The sequence below is a fragment of the Nitrosopumilus zosterae genome (assembly GCF_025998175.1).
In the GTDB taxonomy this organism is placed as follows: Archaea; Thermoproteota; Nitrososphaeria; order Nitrososphaerales; family Nitrosopumilaceae; genus Nitrosopumilus; species Nitrosopumilus zosterae.
Genome location: NZ_AP026695.1, coordinates 905,600 through 922,099, shown reverse-complemented (window position 1 = coordinate 922,099; position 16,500 = coordinate 905,600). Strand labels below are relative to the sequence as shown.

At 32.0% G+C, this 16,500-nt stretch carries 24 protein-coding genes and 1 tRNA gene; 9 read left to right on the top strand and 16 right to left on the bottom strand.

Going from position 1 to position 16,500, the window contains the following annotated elements; all coding sequences use genetic code 11:
* Nucleotides 1-12 precede the first annotated feature (12 nt).
* Complete coding sequence (locus tag OO712_RS05540; protein ID WP_109877044.1) at nt 13-840, top strand: class I SAM-dependent methyltransferase; 828 nt, start codon at nt 13-15, stop codon at nt 838-840.
* Here OO712_RS05540 and OO712_RS05535 read toward each other — a convergent pair.
* The 3 genes from OO712_RS05535 to OO712_RS05525 form a co-directional block, all read right to left on the bottom strand.
* Complete coding sequence (locus OO712_RS05535; protein WP_306307577.1) at nt 833-1,075, bottom strand: PhlB family protein; 243 nt, start codon at nt 1,073-1,075, stop codon at nt 833-835. The two genes, OO712_RS05540 and OO712_RS05535, sit on opposite strands and share 8 nt — an antisense overlap.
* Nucleotides 1,076-1,137: 62 nt before the next feature.
* On the bottom strand, nt 1,138-2,247 hold the full coding sequence (locus tag OO712_RS05530; protein WP_109877046.1) for a thiolase family protein: 1,110 nt from the start codon (nt 2,245-2,247) through the stop codon (nt 1,138-1,140).
* Between the two features lies 1 nt (nt 2,248).
* Complete coding sequence (locus tag OO712_RS05525; RefSeq protein WP_109877314.1) at nt 2,249-3,214, bottom strand: LLM class flavin-dependent oxidoreductase; 966 nt, start codon at nt 3,212-3,214, stop codon at nt 2,249-2,251.
* Nucleotides 3,215-3,313: 99 nt separating this feature from the next.
* Here OO712_RS05525 and OO712_RS05520 point away from each other — a divergent pair, with 99 nt between their 5' ends.
* The gene (locus OO712_RS05520) at nt 3,314-3,460 is read left to right on the top strand and encodes a hypothetical protein (protein ID WP_200829078.1); all 147 of its coding nucleotides are present in this window, start codon (nt 3,314-3,316) and stop codon (nt 3,458-3,460) included.
* A gap of 4 nt (nt 3,461-3,464) precedes the next feature.
* On the opposite strand, the gene OO712_RS05515 is transcribed toward OO712_RS05520, so the two are convergent.
* The 4 genes from OO712_RS05515 to OO712_RS05500 form a co-directional block, all read right to left on the bottom strand.
* Nucleotides 3,465-4,133, bottom strand: coding sequence for a nucleotidyltransferase family protein (locus OO712_RS05515; protein ID WP_109877315.1), 669 nt, complete (start codon nt 4,131-4,133; stop codon nt 3,465-3,467).
* A 41-nt stretch (nt 4,134-4,174) separates the two neighbouring features.
* Complete coding sequence (locus OO712_RS05510; protein ID WP_109877047.1) at nt 4,175-4,405, bottom strand: hypothetical protein; 231 nt, start codon at nt 4,403-4,405, stop codon at nt 4,175-4,177.
* Between the two features lie 135 nt (nt 4,406-4,540).
* Nucleotides 4,541-4,927, bottom strand: a complete 387-nt coding sequence (locus tag OO712_RS05505; protein WP_109877048.1) for a hypothetical protein — start codon at nt 4,925-4,927, stop codon at nt 4,541-4,543.
* A 65-nt stretch (nt 4,928-4,992) separates the two neighbouring features.
* Complete coding sequence (locus OO712_RS05500) at nt 4,993-6,138, bottom strand: 5-(carboxyamino)imidazole ribonucleotide synthase (RefSeq protein ID WP_109877049.1); 1,146 nt, start codon at nt 6,136-6,138, stop codon at nt 4,993-4,995.
* A gap of 107 nt (nt 6,139-6,245) precedes the next feature.
* Between OO712_RS05500 and purE the strand changes: the two genes are divergently transcribed.
* A complete protein-coding gene (purE, locus tag OO712_RS05495) occupies nt 6,246-6,821 on the top strand; it encodes a 5-(carboxyamino)imidazole ribonucleotide mutase (RefSeq protein WP_109877050.1) in 576 nt (191 codons plus the stop codon).
* 2 nt (nt 6,822-6,823) lie between these two features.
* Here purE and ilvA read toward each other — a convergent pair whose 3' ends face one another.
* Nucleotides 6,824-8,032 carry a threonine ammonia-lyase gene (gene ilvA, locus OO712_RS05490; RefSeq protein WP_109877051.1) on the bottom strand — a complete coding sequence of 403 codons (1,209 nt, stop codon included), beginning with the start codon at nt 8,030-8,032 and terminating at the stop codon, nt 6,824-6,826.
* A 178-nt stretch (nt 8,033-8,210) separates the two neighbouring features.
* Nucleotides 8,211-9,047 carry a hypothetical protein gene (locus tag OO712_RS05485; RefSeq protein WP_109877052.1) on the bottom strand — a complete coding sequence of 279 codons (837 nt, stop codon included), beginning with the start codon at nt 9,045-9,047 and terminating at the stop codon, nt 8,211-8,213.
* A 201-nt stretch (nt 9,048-9,248) separates the two neighbouring features.
* Between OO712_RS05485 and OO712_RS05480 the strand changes: the two genes are divergently transcribed.
* Complete coding sequence (locus OO712_RS05480) at nt 9,249-10,058, top strand: adenylate/guanylate cyclase domain-containing protein (RefSeq protein WP_109877053.1); 810 nt, start codon at nt 9,249-9,251, stop codon at nt 10,056-10,058.
* 13 nt (nt 10,059-10,071) lie between these two features.
* On the opposite strand, the gene OO712_RS05475 is transcribed toward OO712_RS05480, so the two are convergent.
* Complete coding sequence (locus OO712_RS05475; RefSeq protein ID WP_160049216.1) at nt 10,072-10,215, bottom strand: hypothetical protein; 144 nt, start codon at nt 10,213-10,215, stop codon at nt 10,072-10,074.
* 141 nt (nt 10,216-10,356) lie between these two features.
* Between OO712_RS05475 and OO712_RS05470 the strand changes: the two genes are divergently transcribed.
* From OO712_RS05470 to OO712_RS05460, 3 genes are all read left to right on the top strand, one after another.
* Nucleotides 10,357-10,734: a hypothetical protein gene (locus OO712_RS05470; protein ID WP_109877054.1), complete on the top strand. Its 378-nt coding sequence runs from the start codon at nt 10,357-10,359 to the stop codon at nt 10,732-10,734.
* Between the two features lie 63 nt (nt 10,735-10,797).
* Complete coding sequence (locus OO712_RS05465; RefSeq protein ID WP_109877055.1) at nt 10,798-11,184, top strand: hypothetical protein; 387 nt, start codon at nt 10,798-10,800, stop codon at nt 11,182-11,184.
* 37 nt (nt 11,185-11,221) lie between these two features.
* On the top strand, nt 11,222-11,545 hold the full coding sequence (locus OO712_RS05460) for a hypothetical protein (protein WP_109877056.1): 324 nt from the start codon (nt 11,222-11,224) through the stop codon (nt 11,543-11,545).
* Nucleotides 11,546-11,625: 80 nt separating this feature from the next.
* Here OO712_RS05460 and OO712_RS05455 read toward each other — a convergent pair whose 3' ends face one another.
* From OO712_RS05455 to OO712_RS05430, 6 genes are all read right to left on the bottom strand, one after another.
* Nucleotides 11,626-12,039: a VOC family protein gene (locus tag OO712_RS05455; RefSeq protein WP_109877057.1), complete on the bottom strand. Its 414-nt coding sequence runs from the start codon at nt 12,037-12,039 to the stop codon at nt 11,626-11,628.
* A 33-nt stretch (nt 12,040-12,072) separates the two neighbouring features.
* Nucleotides 12,073-12,291 carry an Lrp/AsnC ligand binding domain-containing protein gene (locus OO712_RS05450; protein ID WP_109877058.1) on the bottom strand — a complete coding sequence of 73 codons (219 nt, stop codon included), beginning with the start codon at nt 12,289-12,291 and terminating at the stop codon, nt 12,073-12,075.
* On the bottom strand, nt 12,285-12,539 hold the full coding sequence (locus tag OO712_RS05445; protein WP_264953635.1) for a 6-carboxytetrahydropterin synthase: 255 nt from the start codon (nt 12,537-12,539) through the stop codon (nt 12,285-12,287). The genes OO712_RS05450 and OO712_RS05445 overlap by 7 nt, the downstream gene beginning before the upstream one ends.
* A gap of 19 nt (nt 12,540-12,558) precedes the next feature.
* Complete coding sequence (locus OO712_RS05440) at nt 12,559-12,831, bottom strand: hypothetical protein (RefSeq protein WP_109877059.1); 273 nt, start codon at nt 12,829-12,831, stop codon at nt 12,559-12,561.
* Nucleotides 12,832-13,014: 183 nt separating this feature from the next.
* Nucleotides 13,015-13,088, bottom strand: a tRNA-Phe gene (locus tag OO712_RS05435).
* Nucleotides 13,089-13,541: 453 nt separating this feature from the next.
* Entirely contained in the window at nt 13,542-13,853 is a 312-nt protein-coding gene (locus OO712_RS05430) for a hypothetical protein (protein ID WP_109877060.1), read from the bottom strand.
* A 92-nt stretch (nt 13,854-13,945) separates the two neighbouring features.
* Here OO712_RS05430 and OO712_RS05425 point away from each other — a divergent pair, with 92 nt between their 5' ends.
* Nucleotides 13,946-14,704 carry an ArsR/SmtB family transcription factor gene (locus OO712_RS05425; RefSeq protein ID WP_109877061.1) on the top strand — a complete coding sequence of 253 codons (759 nt, stop codon included), beginning with the start codon at nt 13,946-13,948 and terminating at the stop codon, nt 14,702-14,704.
* 131 nt (nt 14,705-14,835) lie between these two features.
* On the top strand, nt 14,836-16,482 hold the full coding sequence (gene corA, locus OO712_RS05420) for a magnesium/cobalt transporter CorA (protein ID WP_109877062.1): 1,647 nt from the start codon (nt 14,836-14,838) through the stop codon (nt 16,480-16,482).
* Nucleotides 16,483-16,500 lie beyond the last annotated feature (18 nt).

Genomic DNA, 16,500 nt, shown 5'->3' with positions numbered 1-16,500 from the left:
TTTACAAAAATAGTGTTAAACCAGATAGTTAAAAATTTAATTTTAATAAAACAAGATTTTGTAAAAAATTATTCTGGTAGTGCACATATTCAAGAAGTAATTCCTTTCCAACCATCTAAAGAATTTCCCATTGCAGAAGATCATTTGAATTTACTTCACTACTTTGCTAAACAAAATCCGATTTATTTTAATTCATTTGAACAACAAATTGCCGGCATATCATGTACTGTATATGAAGGAGACATTAATGAACACTGGCTTAATAGTATTAAACACGGTACAAGTTGTCAGCCGTTTTATCCTACTTGGATAATGTCTGCATATATTATGGCATTCTTTGCAAAACAATTGGGTTATTCAGAATTAGTAGATATTGGTTCTGGTGATGGACGAATTGCATTCTGTGGTACTTTTTTAAAGTTAATTTCTCATAGTATTGAAATTGATGATGTTTTAGTAAAATTACAAGACACTCTTTGTCAATCCACACATCAAAATTTTCATCCAAAATGTGAAGATGCATTGGAATTTGATTACTCTAAAATTAAATTAATTCATCCAGTATTTTTCATAGGCGGATTACCTCAAATGGGAGGTGATGTTTTAGCCACTAACATCATCGATAAAATAAATTCAATGCCTGATCTTAAAAATAACACTTGTATTGTATTTGCTGGAACCCATTCAAAAAGACACTTGTCAGGAAATTTAGAAAATGGTGGTTGGAGTACATTAATTGAAAAACATAATCTTGATGTGATTGATACTATTTCACTTCCAACTGTTTGGACATTTGATCAGGAAATTGAAACACCATATATCTATACAAAATTCAAATAACTTGAAAAAAATAATTCCCGTTGGATATTCCACATTTTAAAATTTTTACAGTTTGACCAATCTTTGGCGTGTCAGGGATTTTTGCCATAACCTTGATCTCTTCATCAAATTCAACTAGACAAAAATACATGTCATCTTGTCTTGAGAATTCAATTATTTTTCCTTCATGCGCTTTTTTCTTTAGAGATATTTCCCCAAAACAATGATTGCAGAATTCCGACGGTGGCCAGACCACTTTCAAGCATTTTATACATTCAGGAATGTAAAAATTTCCATTATGCAACTCTGATTCAAAATTCATTTTTCTAAAACCAATACTGTTGACGAAGTAGCTGCAGCTGACATATTGTGGACCAAACCAATCTTTGCGTTATCGACTTGCCTATTCATTGCGTTTGATTGTATTTGTTGGATAATTTCAATTGTCTGTGCTATGCCTGTTGCCCCAAGCGGATGACCTGACCCAATTAATCCTCCTCTAGGATTTATTTTAAAATTATTTGTTTCATGTAACTCTTTTATCATATCGATTCCTTTGCCCAAATTTGCAAAACCCAACGATTCCAATGCCATGGGTTCGCAAACGGAAAAGGCATCATGAATTTCAGCAACATCTATATCTGAAATGGTCTTATTTGACATTTTTAATGCGGATTCTACGGCTAGTTTAGTTGATTCCATGAAACTAAATGAGGTATTTTTTGTAAAACTTGCAGATGTTGTTTTTTGACCAATTCCTGTAATCCATACAGGAGCATCGGTGTTTTTCCTAACTATCTCTTCGGATGCAAGAATTACTGATGCACTACCAGTGCATGGTCTTGAACAATCTAACAATCTAATATCGTCAGTTAATTTTTTAGAATTTATCACGTCCTGGATTGAAAAATTCTTATTTGACATTGCGTTAGGGTTTTCTTTAGCCTGTTTGTGATTCTTTACTGGTACGACCGCAAGTTCTTCATCAGAAATAGAAAATTCACGTTTGTATGATTTTGTAAAAATTGAGGCCCAAAAAATTGGATGCTTGTATTCTCCTCTTGAGTTATCCCACTCCAAAATCTGTCCCGGACTATCATACCTTTCAGCACCAGAAATAAGCACCATATCTGCCAATCCAGCTGAAATGTATGAATATGCCGAAACTATTGAATTTGTGCCTGAATTACACAAACTCTCTATAGAGTGTGCAATTTTAGGATGTATTTCAATCATTTCGGACAAAATAGGGGATAAATATTTTGAATTGTTATTTGTAGATACTAAAACTGCATCGATATCATTTCGATTGATATTGGGATTATTTTCAAAAAGATTCTTTACCGATTTGAGTAAAACTGATTCTATTTTTTGATCCTCTTTTGAAAAAGGAGTAATCCCATAAGATATGATGCCAACCTTTTTCATACTAATCATCCAGAAATGTTTTTTTAAATAATCTAAAAGACTTTACAACATCTCCTATTGGATTGAATTGAATAATTGGTAAATCTATTCCTGTGTTTCGGAAATTCTTCATTTGTTTTCTACATTCTTCAGATGTTCCGGCAATCACTAATGATCTCAACATGGAATCTGAAATTAATTCATGATTTGATTTAAATCCTGACTTTTTAAATTCGTCATATACCGCACTAGTTTCATTTTTAAAACCATGACTAGCCAAAAAATCTCTATAGATTTTTCCTACCGAAATATAAAATGCCAGTGTTTTTTTAGCACGTATTATAGAATCATCTGAATCTTCAGATACGCTAGTAATTATCTGACATGTGACATCAATTTTATTTCGTGTTTGCATTTTTGAAATCGTTTTTTTCATTTCTTCAATTGGTCTCAAATAAAAAATTACTCCGTCGCCTATACTCCATGCTAAATCTACCATTTTTTGATTAATTGCAGCTAAGTAGATTGGAATAAACTCTCTTTTCGTTTTAATTAACAATGTAAAATTTTTCAAATTAAAATTACTGCTATTATAATTAACTACTCTTCCAGATAAAATCAACCTAATTATTTCTACATATTCTTTCATACGTTTCAATGGATCTATGAATTCCATTCCATGAAAATCTTCAATTATTGGCAAACTACTTGTTCCAAGACCTAAAATCAATCTTCCATCAGACAATACATCTACAGTGGCTGCCCCCATTGCAATCGTTGCGGGACTTCTAGAATAGATGTTGATGATTGATGAACCAATTTTTTGAGATTTTGTTCTATTTGAAACTGCACTGAGCATCGAAAAATTTTCCATGCCCCATGTTTCGGGGATCCATATTGTATCTACACTTGTTTTTGAGAGAATCTCTGAGCATTTTAGAACCTCATCTACTGAAAGCAATGAACCTAAGCTGAACCCAATACGCATGAAAATACTGTGTTGAATGGATATTCTAGTGTTCTGTTTTAGTATTGAGTTAATTTTCATTGAGGTGGAGTATTATCAGATCAAATTAGAACTCAAAGTATGACTGAACAAGATTTTGTTGAGAAAATGAATCCGTCACCAACATTTTGGAATGATGCTACGAAATATGCATCAATTAGTAAAGACGAGGCATTTGTTGAAGAAGTAGCATACATGATGGTGACACTTCATAGAACTGGGGCATAAAATTTCATTTTATTATTTTTTCAATTTCTAATGCACACTCTTCCATATCTTTAAAGGAATCAATAGAATACCATCTCACATTTTTAAACTTTACAGTGCTTAGTTTGCCTTTTTTAGCATAATTTGGAAAAACTGTTTTTTCGATATCGCCTTTATCTGGTAAATCTCTGAGTATTTCTTTGTCTAAATGATAAATTCCTGCATTCATCCATACGCCCACAATTTCCTTTTTCTCTCTAAATTTTGTTATTTTATCATTATTAGTTTCTAAAATTCCAAAATTTGTTCGCAACTCAATTGATGCTAAGGAATTTTGTTTTTTTGCAAGTTCTTTCAAGTCTATATTGGTGATTGTATCACCATTAATGACAAAAAAAGATTTTTCATTGATCAACTTTGCCGCTTTTTTAATTGCACCTCCAGTACCCAATGGTGATTTTTCAACTGAAAATTTTATCTTAATGCCAATATTTTTTATGTTTAGGTAATGTTCTATAATGTCTTGTTTGTATCCTGTACAAATAATTATTTCATCAATCCCAAATTTTTTTAAATATTTTATTTGCCATTCAATTATTGGAATATTTTTTATTGGAACAAGGGGTTTTGGTATGTAGTCTGTTATAGGTCTTAATCTTTTTCCGCGACCTCCTGCTAAAATTATTGCTTTCAACATTATTGGCTTATTTTTAGAGTATATGAAAATTTTCTATTTTATTTTTTTGATTCATTTGATTTTACAATCTCTTCCATTTTCATTGCAAAATCATCATATATTTTTTCAAGATCTTTTAGAGACATGTCGATTCCTAGCATGTTCATTGTTTTCTTCCAGGATTCAATGTATTTTTCATCATCCAGTCCTTTTCCAAGTGTTTCTGCAATGGAATGCACCCCTTCTGTTTTTCCTAATGCATAAATTGCAATTTCTTTATCTGTAGGCATATTTCATTCCTTTTCTGTTAGATAGTAATGTAATTCTGTATAACATTCCACACAATATTCTTCAAAATCAGTATGATCGCAGTCATATACTTTTGGTACTTCATTTTGACATTTTGTACAAATAGCCATATGACATTATGTTGACAGTGATTTTTTTATCTTTATTCCGCCTAATGCGGCAATAATTACTCCCACTGCAATTAGTCCTCCTCCTTCACCTGCCATTCTTGCAGCATTTTCAGATTCTTCTGCACTTGCCATAGATATTATGCCGCCAATAATGATCAAAACTCCTGTAATGACTAACATAATTCCCAATCCTTTGAAAGGGGGCTTTTTAGATATGAAGAATGCAATAAATGAAAAAATTATGGGCGGCATTCCAAATCCAATACCTCTAGTCATGGCGTCAAATGGTAAGAACCCTTCACCAGCTCCACCACCACCTATCATTACATCCACACCGTAAACAACTAAAAGAACAATAGAAATTCCTGACAATACATGAGGGATTGACACCATGCTTGTCATAATTTTTTATTAATTAATAAACCTATAACGGAGCAGGGCACGATAAATTTAGAAAATTATGATACTTGTTTGACAACAACTTTTTCTTTTATCTTTTCAATCTTTTTAAGTAATTCTTCCATTGTCTCCCCTTCTTTTGCAACTAAATTAAAATGACCTAATTTACGTAATGGTTTTGAAATTTCTTTTCCATACATTTTCAAAAAAACATTTTCTTCAGATATGTTTATTGGTGCATATTTTCCTTCAAATGAAACATCACCTAAAATATTGTACATTATGGTGGGATGTAAAAGTTCTGTATCTCCCAATTCAAGACCTAAAATTGCTCTGAGGTGTTGTTCAAACTGGGATGTTTTGGTTGATTGTAGTGTATGATGTCCAGAATTATGTACTCTTGGTGCAATCTCATTTATTACAATGTCGTCTTCTTGTGTTACGAACATTTCGATTCCAAAAATTCCTGCACCTTTAAGAACCTGCATTGTTTTTTCAGCAATCACTTCTGCTTTTTTTGTTATTTCATGTGACACTCTTGCAGGCGCAATTGTTTCACGCAAAATATTTTGCTCATGAATGTTTTCTACTAATGGATATGTTTTGATTTGACCTTTAGTATTTCTAGATGCGATTACAGAAACTTCCATTTTAAATTTAACAAATTTTTCTAATAACAAATTCTGACCCTTAAAATAATCTAATGCTTTCTGTATGTCTTTTTCAGAATCAATTTTATAATTCCCTCGTCCATCATATGCATCCCTTCTTGCTTTAAGCAAAGCTGGATATCCAAAATTTCTCAATCCTGTTTTAAGTTCTTCAATATTTTCAATTTTGATAAATTCGGGTACTGGAATGTTGTTTTCTTTTAAAAATGATTTTTGTAAAAATTTATCCTGAATTATCCTTAATGTTTCAGGGGATGGGTTGATCTTGGTATTTTTTTCAACATTTTTTAGTATGGTGCTGTCGCCTGATTCAATTTCATAAGTAATAATATCTGATTTGTTCGCCAAGTCCACTATGGCATTTTTATCTTTAAAATCTGCTATGATTTGTTCAGCACCTACTTGTGATGCAGGGCAATTCTTTGTAGGATCTAAAACAATAATTTTTGATATGTGCTGAGGCATTTTTTTTGCAGCCTCTGTGATCATCATTCCAAGTTGTCCTCCCCCAATAATCCCTAGAACCTTTGTCATTATAATGACATCAGATATTGATTAAAAATAGTTAATGTTAATTTGAACAATTTTGTCGGGTTTTTTCTAATAGTTATAGATAATTACTCTCAATCTTTTCTATAATTATGATATTTTCCAAGAAACCCTTAGTTGGAATTATTATGGGTTCAAGCTCTGACAGTAGAGTGATGCAAGATGCATCAAAAGTATTAGATCAATTCAAAATTAAACACGAAGATCAAATTGTTTCAGCACATCGTACACCTTCCAGATTAGCGGAATATGCACAACATGCTGAAAAAATGGGGTTTCATGTAATTATTGCTGGCGCTGGCGGTGCTGCTCATTTACCTGGAATGATTGCATCACACACAGTAATTCCAGTCATTGGTGTTCCAATACTAGTCTATAACGATAAACATCCACAAAAAAATAACACTTCAAAATTTTCTGCATTTGGTGGATTGGATTCATTGTTATCTATAACTGAAATGCCCTCAGGTTCTCCTGTTGTTGCAGTCGGAATTAACAAAGCAGGAAATGCAGCAATTTATGCCATGAAAATTCTTGCAAATGAATTTCCAGAATTAAAAAAGAAATTGATTCAGCACAAATCCAATCAACATGACTCTGTGATTAAAGAATCAGAACAATTAAAGAAGGAAGGACTTTCAAAATTTGCCAAAAATAAATTCAAATAAATTTAGGTCATCAGAGTAAATTGGATGTTCTTCCGTCTTAATGCTTCAATCAATAAATTGGCTTGTTCTTGACCTTGTGTTTCAAGACTTAATGTCACTCCTGCTGAACCTGCATTGATGTTAGAACTAAGCCTATCATGAACAACTTCAACAATGTTTGCGTTAGCCAGTGTTATCTCATCTACAATTTCTTTAAATGCACCAGGTCTATCCGGTAGCAGAATAGATAATTTCAGCAATCTTCCCATTGCTGCAAGTCCTTTGTCTACTATTTGACCTAAAAGATACATGTCAACATTTCCCCCTGCTAAAATCGCAACAACTTTCTTTCCTGGTGAAGGCTTCTTTGAAATGAGATGTGCTAAACTTATAGCTCCTGCTGGTTCTACGACAAATTTCATTCGTTCCATTAGTAGAAACATTGCTTTTGTAATTTCTGTGTCATCCACTAGAACAATATCATCTATGAGTTCTTTGATAATTTCAAAAGTCAATTTGCCTGGAACTTTTACAGAAATACCGTCTGCAATTGTTCTTGCGCCGCCACTTGCAGTGATTGAGCCTTTTTTGTATGAATCATACATCGAAGGAAATGATCTTGATTGAACACCTATTACTTTGATCTTGGGATTTTTTTCTTTTATTGCAATTGCAGTACCTGCAGCTAATCCTCCGCCCCCTATTGGAACATAAACTTCATCAACATCAGGTAAATCTTCAAGAATTTCTAATCCTATAACCCCCTGCGCTGCAATTATTTGAGGATCATCAAATGCATGAATCATAGTAGCTTTTGTTATTTTTGCTATCTCTTTTGCTTTAGCAGACGATTCATCATAATTTGTTCCCTCTAAAATTACCTTTGCACCATATCCTTTTGTAGCAGCTACTTTTGCAGGTGAAGCATTTTTAGGCATTACAATAGTACATGGAATTTTTTCTAATGCTGATGCAAATGCAACTCCTTGAGCATGATTACCAGCTGATGCAGCTACAACACCATATTTTTTTTCTTCCTCAGATAATGATTGAATTTTATAATATGCCCCGCGAATTTTAAATGAACCTGTTTTTTGTCGAAATTCTAATTTTAGATAAACGTCAGAGTTTGTAAATTCACTAAACGTACTAGAATGTATTAATGGTGTTTTTTTAATTTCATTACCTCGTAATGAATTTGCTTTTAATATTTCATCATATGATGGGTTCATTGGAAATGTTGCTAACGAAACGCCGTATTTGACTTCTTCTATAGAAAAATTACAATTTTAGTCAATTTTTATGCCTGTATTTGTAGATATGCCTAAATAGTTCAAAAATACCGTTCAGATCATATCAAGGGATCGGAACTCCCCTTTGAGAAAATTCTCATTTTCCGGTTCCTTGATCTTAACTTAAAATTTTCTCAAATTCATCCAATCGTTTTATGATTTTCTCTTTTACTGAATCCGACATTTTTCTAGGATCAAACAACCCTTCCTTTATTTCATTTTTCACAAACTCCAAATCTATGGTACATAAACAACCCTCTTCACCTGAAACTAGTCTGGCATCATCAATCAACACAGGACTGGTTTGATATGTTTCAATTAAAAGAGAATCTAATTCATTAAACAATTTTCTTTTCTTTTCTGATAATTCTTTAAAATCCATCCCTGCATCTTTTTCTATTTCTGCATAAACTTTTTCACGAAACTCATCATTTTCGTAAAATACTTCAAATAATTTCTGATGATCAAAGTCTTTGTAACCCATTTCCTTTAACTTATTCAACACAAATTGATCACTGTTATCTGAAAGTTCCTTTTCTTTATTTTTTGTAATATCAACAATGTCTGCTAATTCTTTTTGACAATCAATCACCCTTTGATCCGGTTTATAATATAGTAAAACATGGTATTGTAAAGAAATATGTCCTGATATCAAGTAACTTCCTTCCATAATTTCAAATTTTGTGAAAACTCTTCGTAGATCTTCATTGTTGGAGATCGATACATCTTGTACAGACCAATCTTCAAGCGAATCATTGATTTTTTGAAAATAGTCTGTCACCAATTTAGGATCAAATGTTTTTTGCCCTGTAATAGTAGAATCTCCTAACATAACTTTTGTATCGATCATTTCTGCTAATTCTGATATCTTTTTAACGCATTTTTTTTGAATCGTATCGTTTCTTTGATTTAGTAATTGAATGAATTCATTAGGGGATCTTGTTCCTAAACGCACAAAAAATAACAAAATGTTGCTCTCCTTAAACCTTCATGAATATCTAAATATACAAAATTTAGATTTTAGGCATGAAAATGGTATTATTTATGCGTACATTGTGATGATAATATGACTGATAATTATGATAAGGCGTATACAGAAATAAGACAAAAATATCTATTCTATAAGATAGGTTCCCCTCTAGAATGATGAAATGAGATGACTGAAAATATAGATAAAAACAAAGATGAAAAATTGTCTAAAACATCCATGGATAATACTGATGTGGTAGATATGCTTCTAAGTAAAAATAAAGAACAGACTGTAGATTTTGAAACTATGATCTTGGAAACACAAAAACGTGTTTGGGGATCCCTCAAAAAAGGTTATGAGTATTCTGGAATGGCAGATGAATCTGAAAAATTTCTAAGAAAAAACGTGTTTTTAAAATTGGATATGGTTGTATTGTATGTGGATTTGGTAGGTTCCACTACGATGACATTGGAAATGCCTGCTGAAAAAATTGCAATTATCGTCAGTTCATTTTCACAAGAGATGGCTGCAGTTATTAGACAGCATCATGGTTATGTGTTAAAATTTGTAGGTGACGCAGTAATTGGATATTTTGTTGCAGAAGGTAACTCATTATTGGCTGCAGATAATGCAGTAAACTGTGCAAAATCAATGATAACCGTTATTCAAAAAGGAATTAATCCAATTCTAAATCAATATGATTATCCAGATCTAATGGTGAAGATTGGAATAGATTTTGGGCAAAATATTGTAGTAAGATATGGTTCTGATGCAGAGCAGTCCCATGTTGATTTGATGGGACCTGCAATGAACATTGCTGCTAAGATACAAAATATCGCGAAACCAAATCAAATTTTGATTGGAAATGATGTATACCAAAAATTACATCCAACATCTCAAAAAAATTTTTTGCAAATAGTTTGGAAAAATAACGAATGGAAATATAGATCTAGGCTAACAGGAGAAATTTACAAAATTTATGAATTTAAAGGATGATTTCAAATAAATTTCAAACTGTAAATTTTTCAGGACATTCAACATGCTCATAATGGTGTTCTGTAAATTTTTCTTGAACTACGTAAATTACAATTTTGTGCAGTTCTCTTTCTTCAATGTCTTTTTTACATTTTAGACATGTCTTTTTTGACTCCATTATGCGTACTAGCGATCTAAATATGGAATCTATAAGGATCAGCGATCAGCTCAATTTGATAAAAAACGACTGAGGTTTTACAAAATAGTATATCAAACGCCTAAAGCAATGCAGAAATATGGCAAATAAGGAGTGCTCAGTATGGATAATTTGGTAATCAAACATCTTCAAGACCTTTATGGACTCAATCCAAATATTCCGCACATGGCATTCCAATTCCCAAGGTTGCCTCCAGGTCTAACCAATCCAATGTTCAAGATTTATGAAAATCCTATGAAAGAGCAATTTCTAAAGAATGCAGGAACACTAAATCAAAAACTTCAAGGATTTCAACAAATGTACCAACAATATGCTGCAGGATTACTTACAATGAGCTCAGATGTAATGCCTCCAGGACATCCACTTTATACTAGACATAATTCTGTTGAAACACTTCAAAATGAAAACGACAAATTATTGAAAGAGAATTTAGAGTTAAAGAAAAAACTAGATAAAGAATCAAATTCAAAAACACATTAAAAATAATTTTTTTCACGTATTTTTAGTAAGAATCCTTATTAGTTTAATAAATCAAGCCCGTTTATGGCAAAAACGCCTGCTGATAAATGGAAAGATGCTATAGTGAAATATAGAAAACAGTGTCAAAACATTCTGAAATTATCTGACAGTATTCGTTATGCCGGAGTAATTAATGCATATGGCAGAACGTTAACTGGCATAATCAAACCAGATCTAAAACCCTTGTTAAAATCTGAACAAGTCAAAAATGAATTTTTTATCATTTCTACTTTAATGTCATTAAGAAAAGAAACAATTGGTACGGTTGGAATATTAGAACATGTTATATTGCAACATCAAAACGTTACAATTGTTATTTTGCAAAAAAAGGATGTTACATTCTATGTTTCAATTGATAGAAAAGAAAAAGGTATAGAACCTATAATTTCGTCTATTAAGAAAATCATCTAATAGTTGTATTTTAATAAGATTAAAGGATTAAAGTAATATGAATAAATCGTTAGGTGATTATAATATTGAAAAATCATCTTCATATAATATTAAAAATATTGTGTGGACGAAAAAAAAGTCAACAAACATTGAAAAAATAACTAAAAATAATTTCAATAAAAAATTCCAAAAAGATTCCCATAAAAATATCATTTATGGTATTAATCCGAAATCAAAATCTACGGCTAAAGTTTTCAAAATAGAAGAAATTTCAGACGCTGAAAAATTAAAAAATAAAAAGAACAACCCCAGTAAAAAATTCCAAAAATCATCTGCCTCGAATTGTAACATCAAACAAGGTTTTAAAAGACCAGGGAGGTAAATTTTTCAATATAAATAAATCAACATTACAATTTATGAAAAATAAAAGACTCAGATTATTCTTTTTATTAAAAAGATAATCTAAGATGGTGTAAATCCGTGATATCCGCCTGTTTGTTGATCCTTGTCTTCAAAGTTTGGCTCAAACAATGAAATTAGGTAGTCATCAGGATCTAAAATTACTGCATTTTTGCCGGCATCCCTTTCTACAATATCTCTATGTATTCTTACACCTTTTTCTTTTAATTCATCAATTGCGGATTGAACATCACCAACAAGAAATCCTATTGTTATTCCATTATCAATAGAACTTCCAACATGCTGTGCAGTTAAAGATGCAGGATGTAAACTCAACATGGCTCCGGAAGTACCTAAATCAACCCAAGATCTTCTTTGATTTTTGATTGGCAATCCTATGAGTTCATGATAGAATTGTATGGATTTGTCAATGTCTTTTACAGCCAATATGACATTTCCAACTTTTTTGATATTCACAGATATGCTACCTCAAAGTTGTTTAAATCCTTTTTATTGGACTTCAACCATGGTTTCAGTTCTTTCTACCCCACTAATTTTCTGAATAAGAGTGGCTACGTCTTTAATCTGGCTGAGTTGTTTAACATCAATTATGGCAACTGCGTCAAATTGACCGCTTGTAGGAAACGAATCTGAAACAGAGGATATTTTTCGAAGTCTGGCCGCAATGAGCTTTTTTGGGGATTTTACCAAAATTATTGCTCTTACCATCCTAAATTAACCTCCACTTCAATTAATGTCTCAGTCGTAACAATATCTTTAATTTTTTTAAAATCAATCACCATTCCGTTAATTTCATCAATATTGCCCTGTAAAATTACACTAATGTCAGCTCTGCCTGTAACGACCATGATTTGTTTGACAATCTTTCTTTTTTTCTTTAAAATTTCAACAACAGTATCTGCTTTACCTGGTTTTACTGTAATAAGGCACAATGCACGCATATCTAGTATATGCAATAGGATCGGATAAAGATTCCTAGTCGAAGGCTTCTTGAGATCTTGCTTCTTCTAGGTATGCCCGTCTTTCTTCATTGACTTTTTCTTGATCAATTTCAATATGATCATCGACTATGACAATGCCCATATCGCTAATTGGTTCTTCTTTAGATTTTTTACTCTTTGATTTTGTGATTTTTGTTTTGGGTTTTGATGCTTTTACTATTTTTGTGGTTTTAGATTTAGTTTTTTTAGAAGGTATTTTTTTAGTATCTTTTTTGGTAGTTTTTTTGGTAGTCTTTTTTTCAGCCATGAATGTCGAAAAACAAGAGTTTGCCTTATTTTTAAAGATTTTGTATGATTGTATATTATTCATAATTATAGAAATTAAACCAAAAGTAATTTTTCGATTATTTTGACGATGTGAAAATCACTCAATTTTGATACAAATATTTGAAAATGTTATTCATTGAAATCCATACAGAACATAATACGATGCCAGGGGCGGGATTTGAACGCGCGACAGCCCGGTCTTCAGCCGAGTGCTCTCCCAGGCTGAGCTACCCTGGCACTTAGAAAAATGCAATCAGTTGAGGAATTAAAGTTTGTCTTCTTACCTCGATCAATGATTAGTAATTTCTTAAAGAACCTCCAAGAGAGTGACTTTCAATGATTCTGGGTTTTCTGCCAACATTATTACGTCATTGAAAAACGATGCTCATTTGTTGATCCTAGTGACTGTCAACAAATATCATTAAAAAAATATTTTTTAACAAACTATTTTTTAGAAATTAATCTGATTTGTCAAAATGACTTCCTTTTGAATAAACATCTAAAATGGACATTCATTTGAACAAACATTTCTCATAACTTTTCCCAAAGATAGGGGGGGGATCTCAAAAATACAACACCTCATTAAGGCGTGATTCCTGTTCATACCTGCAAAAAATAGTTAATTAAATCGAGTATGTGCAAAAATGATTGAGTATTGAATTCTTACATAAAAAATAGAAAAGAGAATGTTCATCCTCTTCCCATTGCGGCATATTTTCCCTTGCGACCTTTGACAAAAAATGCAGTGGCAATTCCACCAAACACCCCAGTCGATAAAAGTAGTGCTCCTAAAACTCCATCTAATGCAAACATGGGGGTTCCAGAACCTGTATGTGGGTTTTCTTTGGCTATTCTAACTCGTTCCTCTGAGAGTTTCATTAGGTCATCAAGTCCAGTTTGTCCCTGACTTGGAATGTATTGTGCAAATGCAAGGCTGACAGAAGGTAATATCAAAAGGCTCAACATCACTCCTGCTGCCATGATTGTTTTCTTTTCACTCATTGACACAACTACGTGAAATTCACATAAAGCGTTTGATGAAATTATTATTTCACTAATACTTACATACTATGTTGTCATATAGTATGATATCTATGAGCAATAACAATTTACATGCAGATAATTCTGTAAATATTTTTTCTTTGGATGATGAAAAATTAAAAATTTTAGCCAAAGTTATCTCTAATAAATCCAGCATAGAAATTTTGAATTTGTTATTTTACAATGAGTTAACCGCAAATGAAATTGCACAAAAAACAAACATGTCCTTGCAGCTTGTAAAGTATTATTTGGATAAAATGCAACAGATTGAATTAATACAAATTTCCAAGACTGAAAAAAACTGCAAAGCACGAAACATGAATTATTACAAAACATCCAATCTTGCAATAATAATAACTCCATCAAAGATTACTGAGAAAACAAAACAAAGCAAATTATTGATTCGATCTTTTAATTCTATTTCTAAATTCTTTGGAATGGGAATTGTTTCGGCAATAACTGCACTTTCATTAGTTATGGTTACAGCAGAAAGCAGTCTTCTTAATCCTATAAAAAATTGGTATTCTGATTTTATTTTGCCTGTAAAGATTTCTGGAACTGGACTAGTCAATTCTGTTGATGAATCACTATATATGGCAAAAACAAAGGTGGATTCCGTAGTCTCAAATCCCGGTGCAGGTTCTGGAACCCCTTATTTTGATCCATATTCCAGCTTGTTAAATTTCACAGGTTCTGATTTTACCATTGTAATGCTTGTATTTGCAGGAATCGGTGCCGCATTATCATTTGTGGTTTTTAATCGAGTAATTGGGAATTTTCAGAAAAATATTCTGGATTCTCCTCAAAACTAAAATCTGCAAATTATTTTACAAATTCTGGTTCACTTTGCAAATCCGATGTTATTCGAGACAGATAATTTTCAAGGACTTAAACATGAATAATTTTTTTATTCTCCATCTATTAGAAAAATGGTGGGCGAAACTTGAGAAATAAAATAGGAGTAATTATCAATAGGTTGGTCTATGGTTTCACTTTTGCTTTTTTGTATCAAATTGTTATTGGAATAGCCACATCATTACTTTCATTACCATTGACTGGCAACATTCAAGATCTTATATCTGGAGTTGAACAAATAGATTCACAACAAGGTCCTTGGCTTGTAGCATGGTGGATAATTTCCACAATTATAATCACAGTTATGGCACTATTGATAATTAGATATAAAAAATATCTATCTCCTTACAAGGATGAAAAAAACATTGAAGTTCCACCAAGAATCACTATAGTCACAGCAATAATTATTGGTGCTTTGATTTCTTTCTTATTCTTCTTACTAGATTCCATAATTGGGTTAATTATAAAATCTGGAACTGCAACTGATGTAGAGGCAATTTATCAGGCAGCAATTGTGGGTGATTTTGTCCCATTACTAATCAGTATTATCTTTTCAATAGTTGCAGGATTCATTATTGTGGGCGTGGCTAGCAAAACATCAAAAGTTAAAGAAATGACAAAAGACATAGGACTGCAAGATATTACAAAAATTTCAAAAATTCTCAACAAAACAAAGACTCAAAAAACATCATTAGCAGATACAATTGGACACAGTCCTGGTGCACTTATTCATGTTGGACAGCAAAGAGTAGAAAATGTCAGAATAGACATAGTGGAATATGATCCTGAAACAATTACTGAAAAAAGTGATGTAAAAATTGAAGAATGTTTAGAATCCAAAGATAAGCCAAATGTTTCATGGATAAATGTAATTGGCATACATGATCCTAAAATAATTGAAGCGTTTGGAAATAGTTTTGAAATTCATCCTCTTCATCAGGCAAATATTATGAATACTGAATTGAGACCCTCAATTGAAATTTCTGACAATTACATTATGATCATGTTAAAGATGCCTCATTATACAAGTGAAACAGGAAAGCTAGAATTAGAGCAAATTTCAATAATTCTTGCAAAGGATCATGTAGTGACATTTCAAGAAATTGAGGCTGATTTTTTTGATCAAATTAGAAAAAGACTTAGAAGTAAAACAGGTACAATTAGGAATCTCAAAAGTGACTATCTCGCATATGCAATTATTGATGCGATTATTGATAGTTATTTCCTAGTTATAGAAAAAATTGGAGATATTACCGAAGATCTAGAAGAAGAATTGATGCAAAATCCTACTGCAGAAACTATGCAGACAATTCAAACATTGAAACGGCGAATGATATCTTTGAGAAAATCAATCTGGCCTGTTCGTGAAATTATTGATTTCCTAGGGCGAGATTCCACAATATTAATTTCAGATAATACTAGAACGTATTTGAGAGATGTTTATAATCATGTAATTCAGGTAATCGATACTATAGAAGGATTACGAGATGTGATTGGAGGCATGCTTGATACATATTTGTCCAGTGTTAGTAATCGCACGAATGAGGTGATGAAGACACTTACAATAATTGCATCTATTTTCATACCTATTACATTCATAGCTAGTATCTATGGCACCAATTTTGTATATGTTCCAGAATTACAATGGGAAGGAAGCTATTTTTCCATGTTGACCGGAATGGCGATTGTTTCTGGTATGATGATATTGTGGTTTAAACGAAAGAAATGGCTCTAAGGTTACTATAAAAAATAT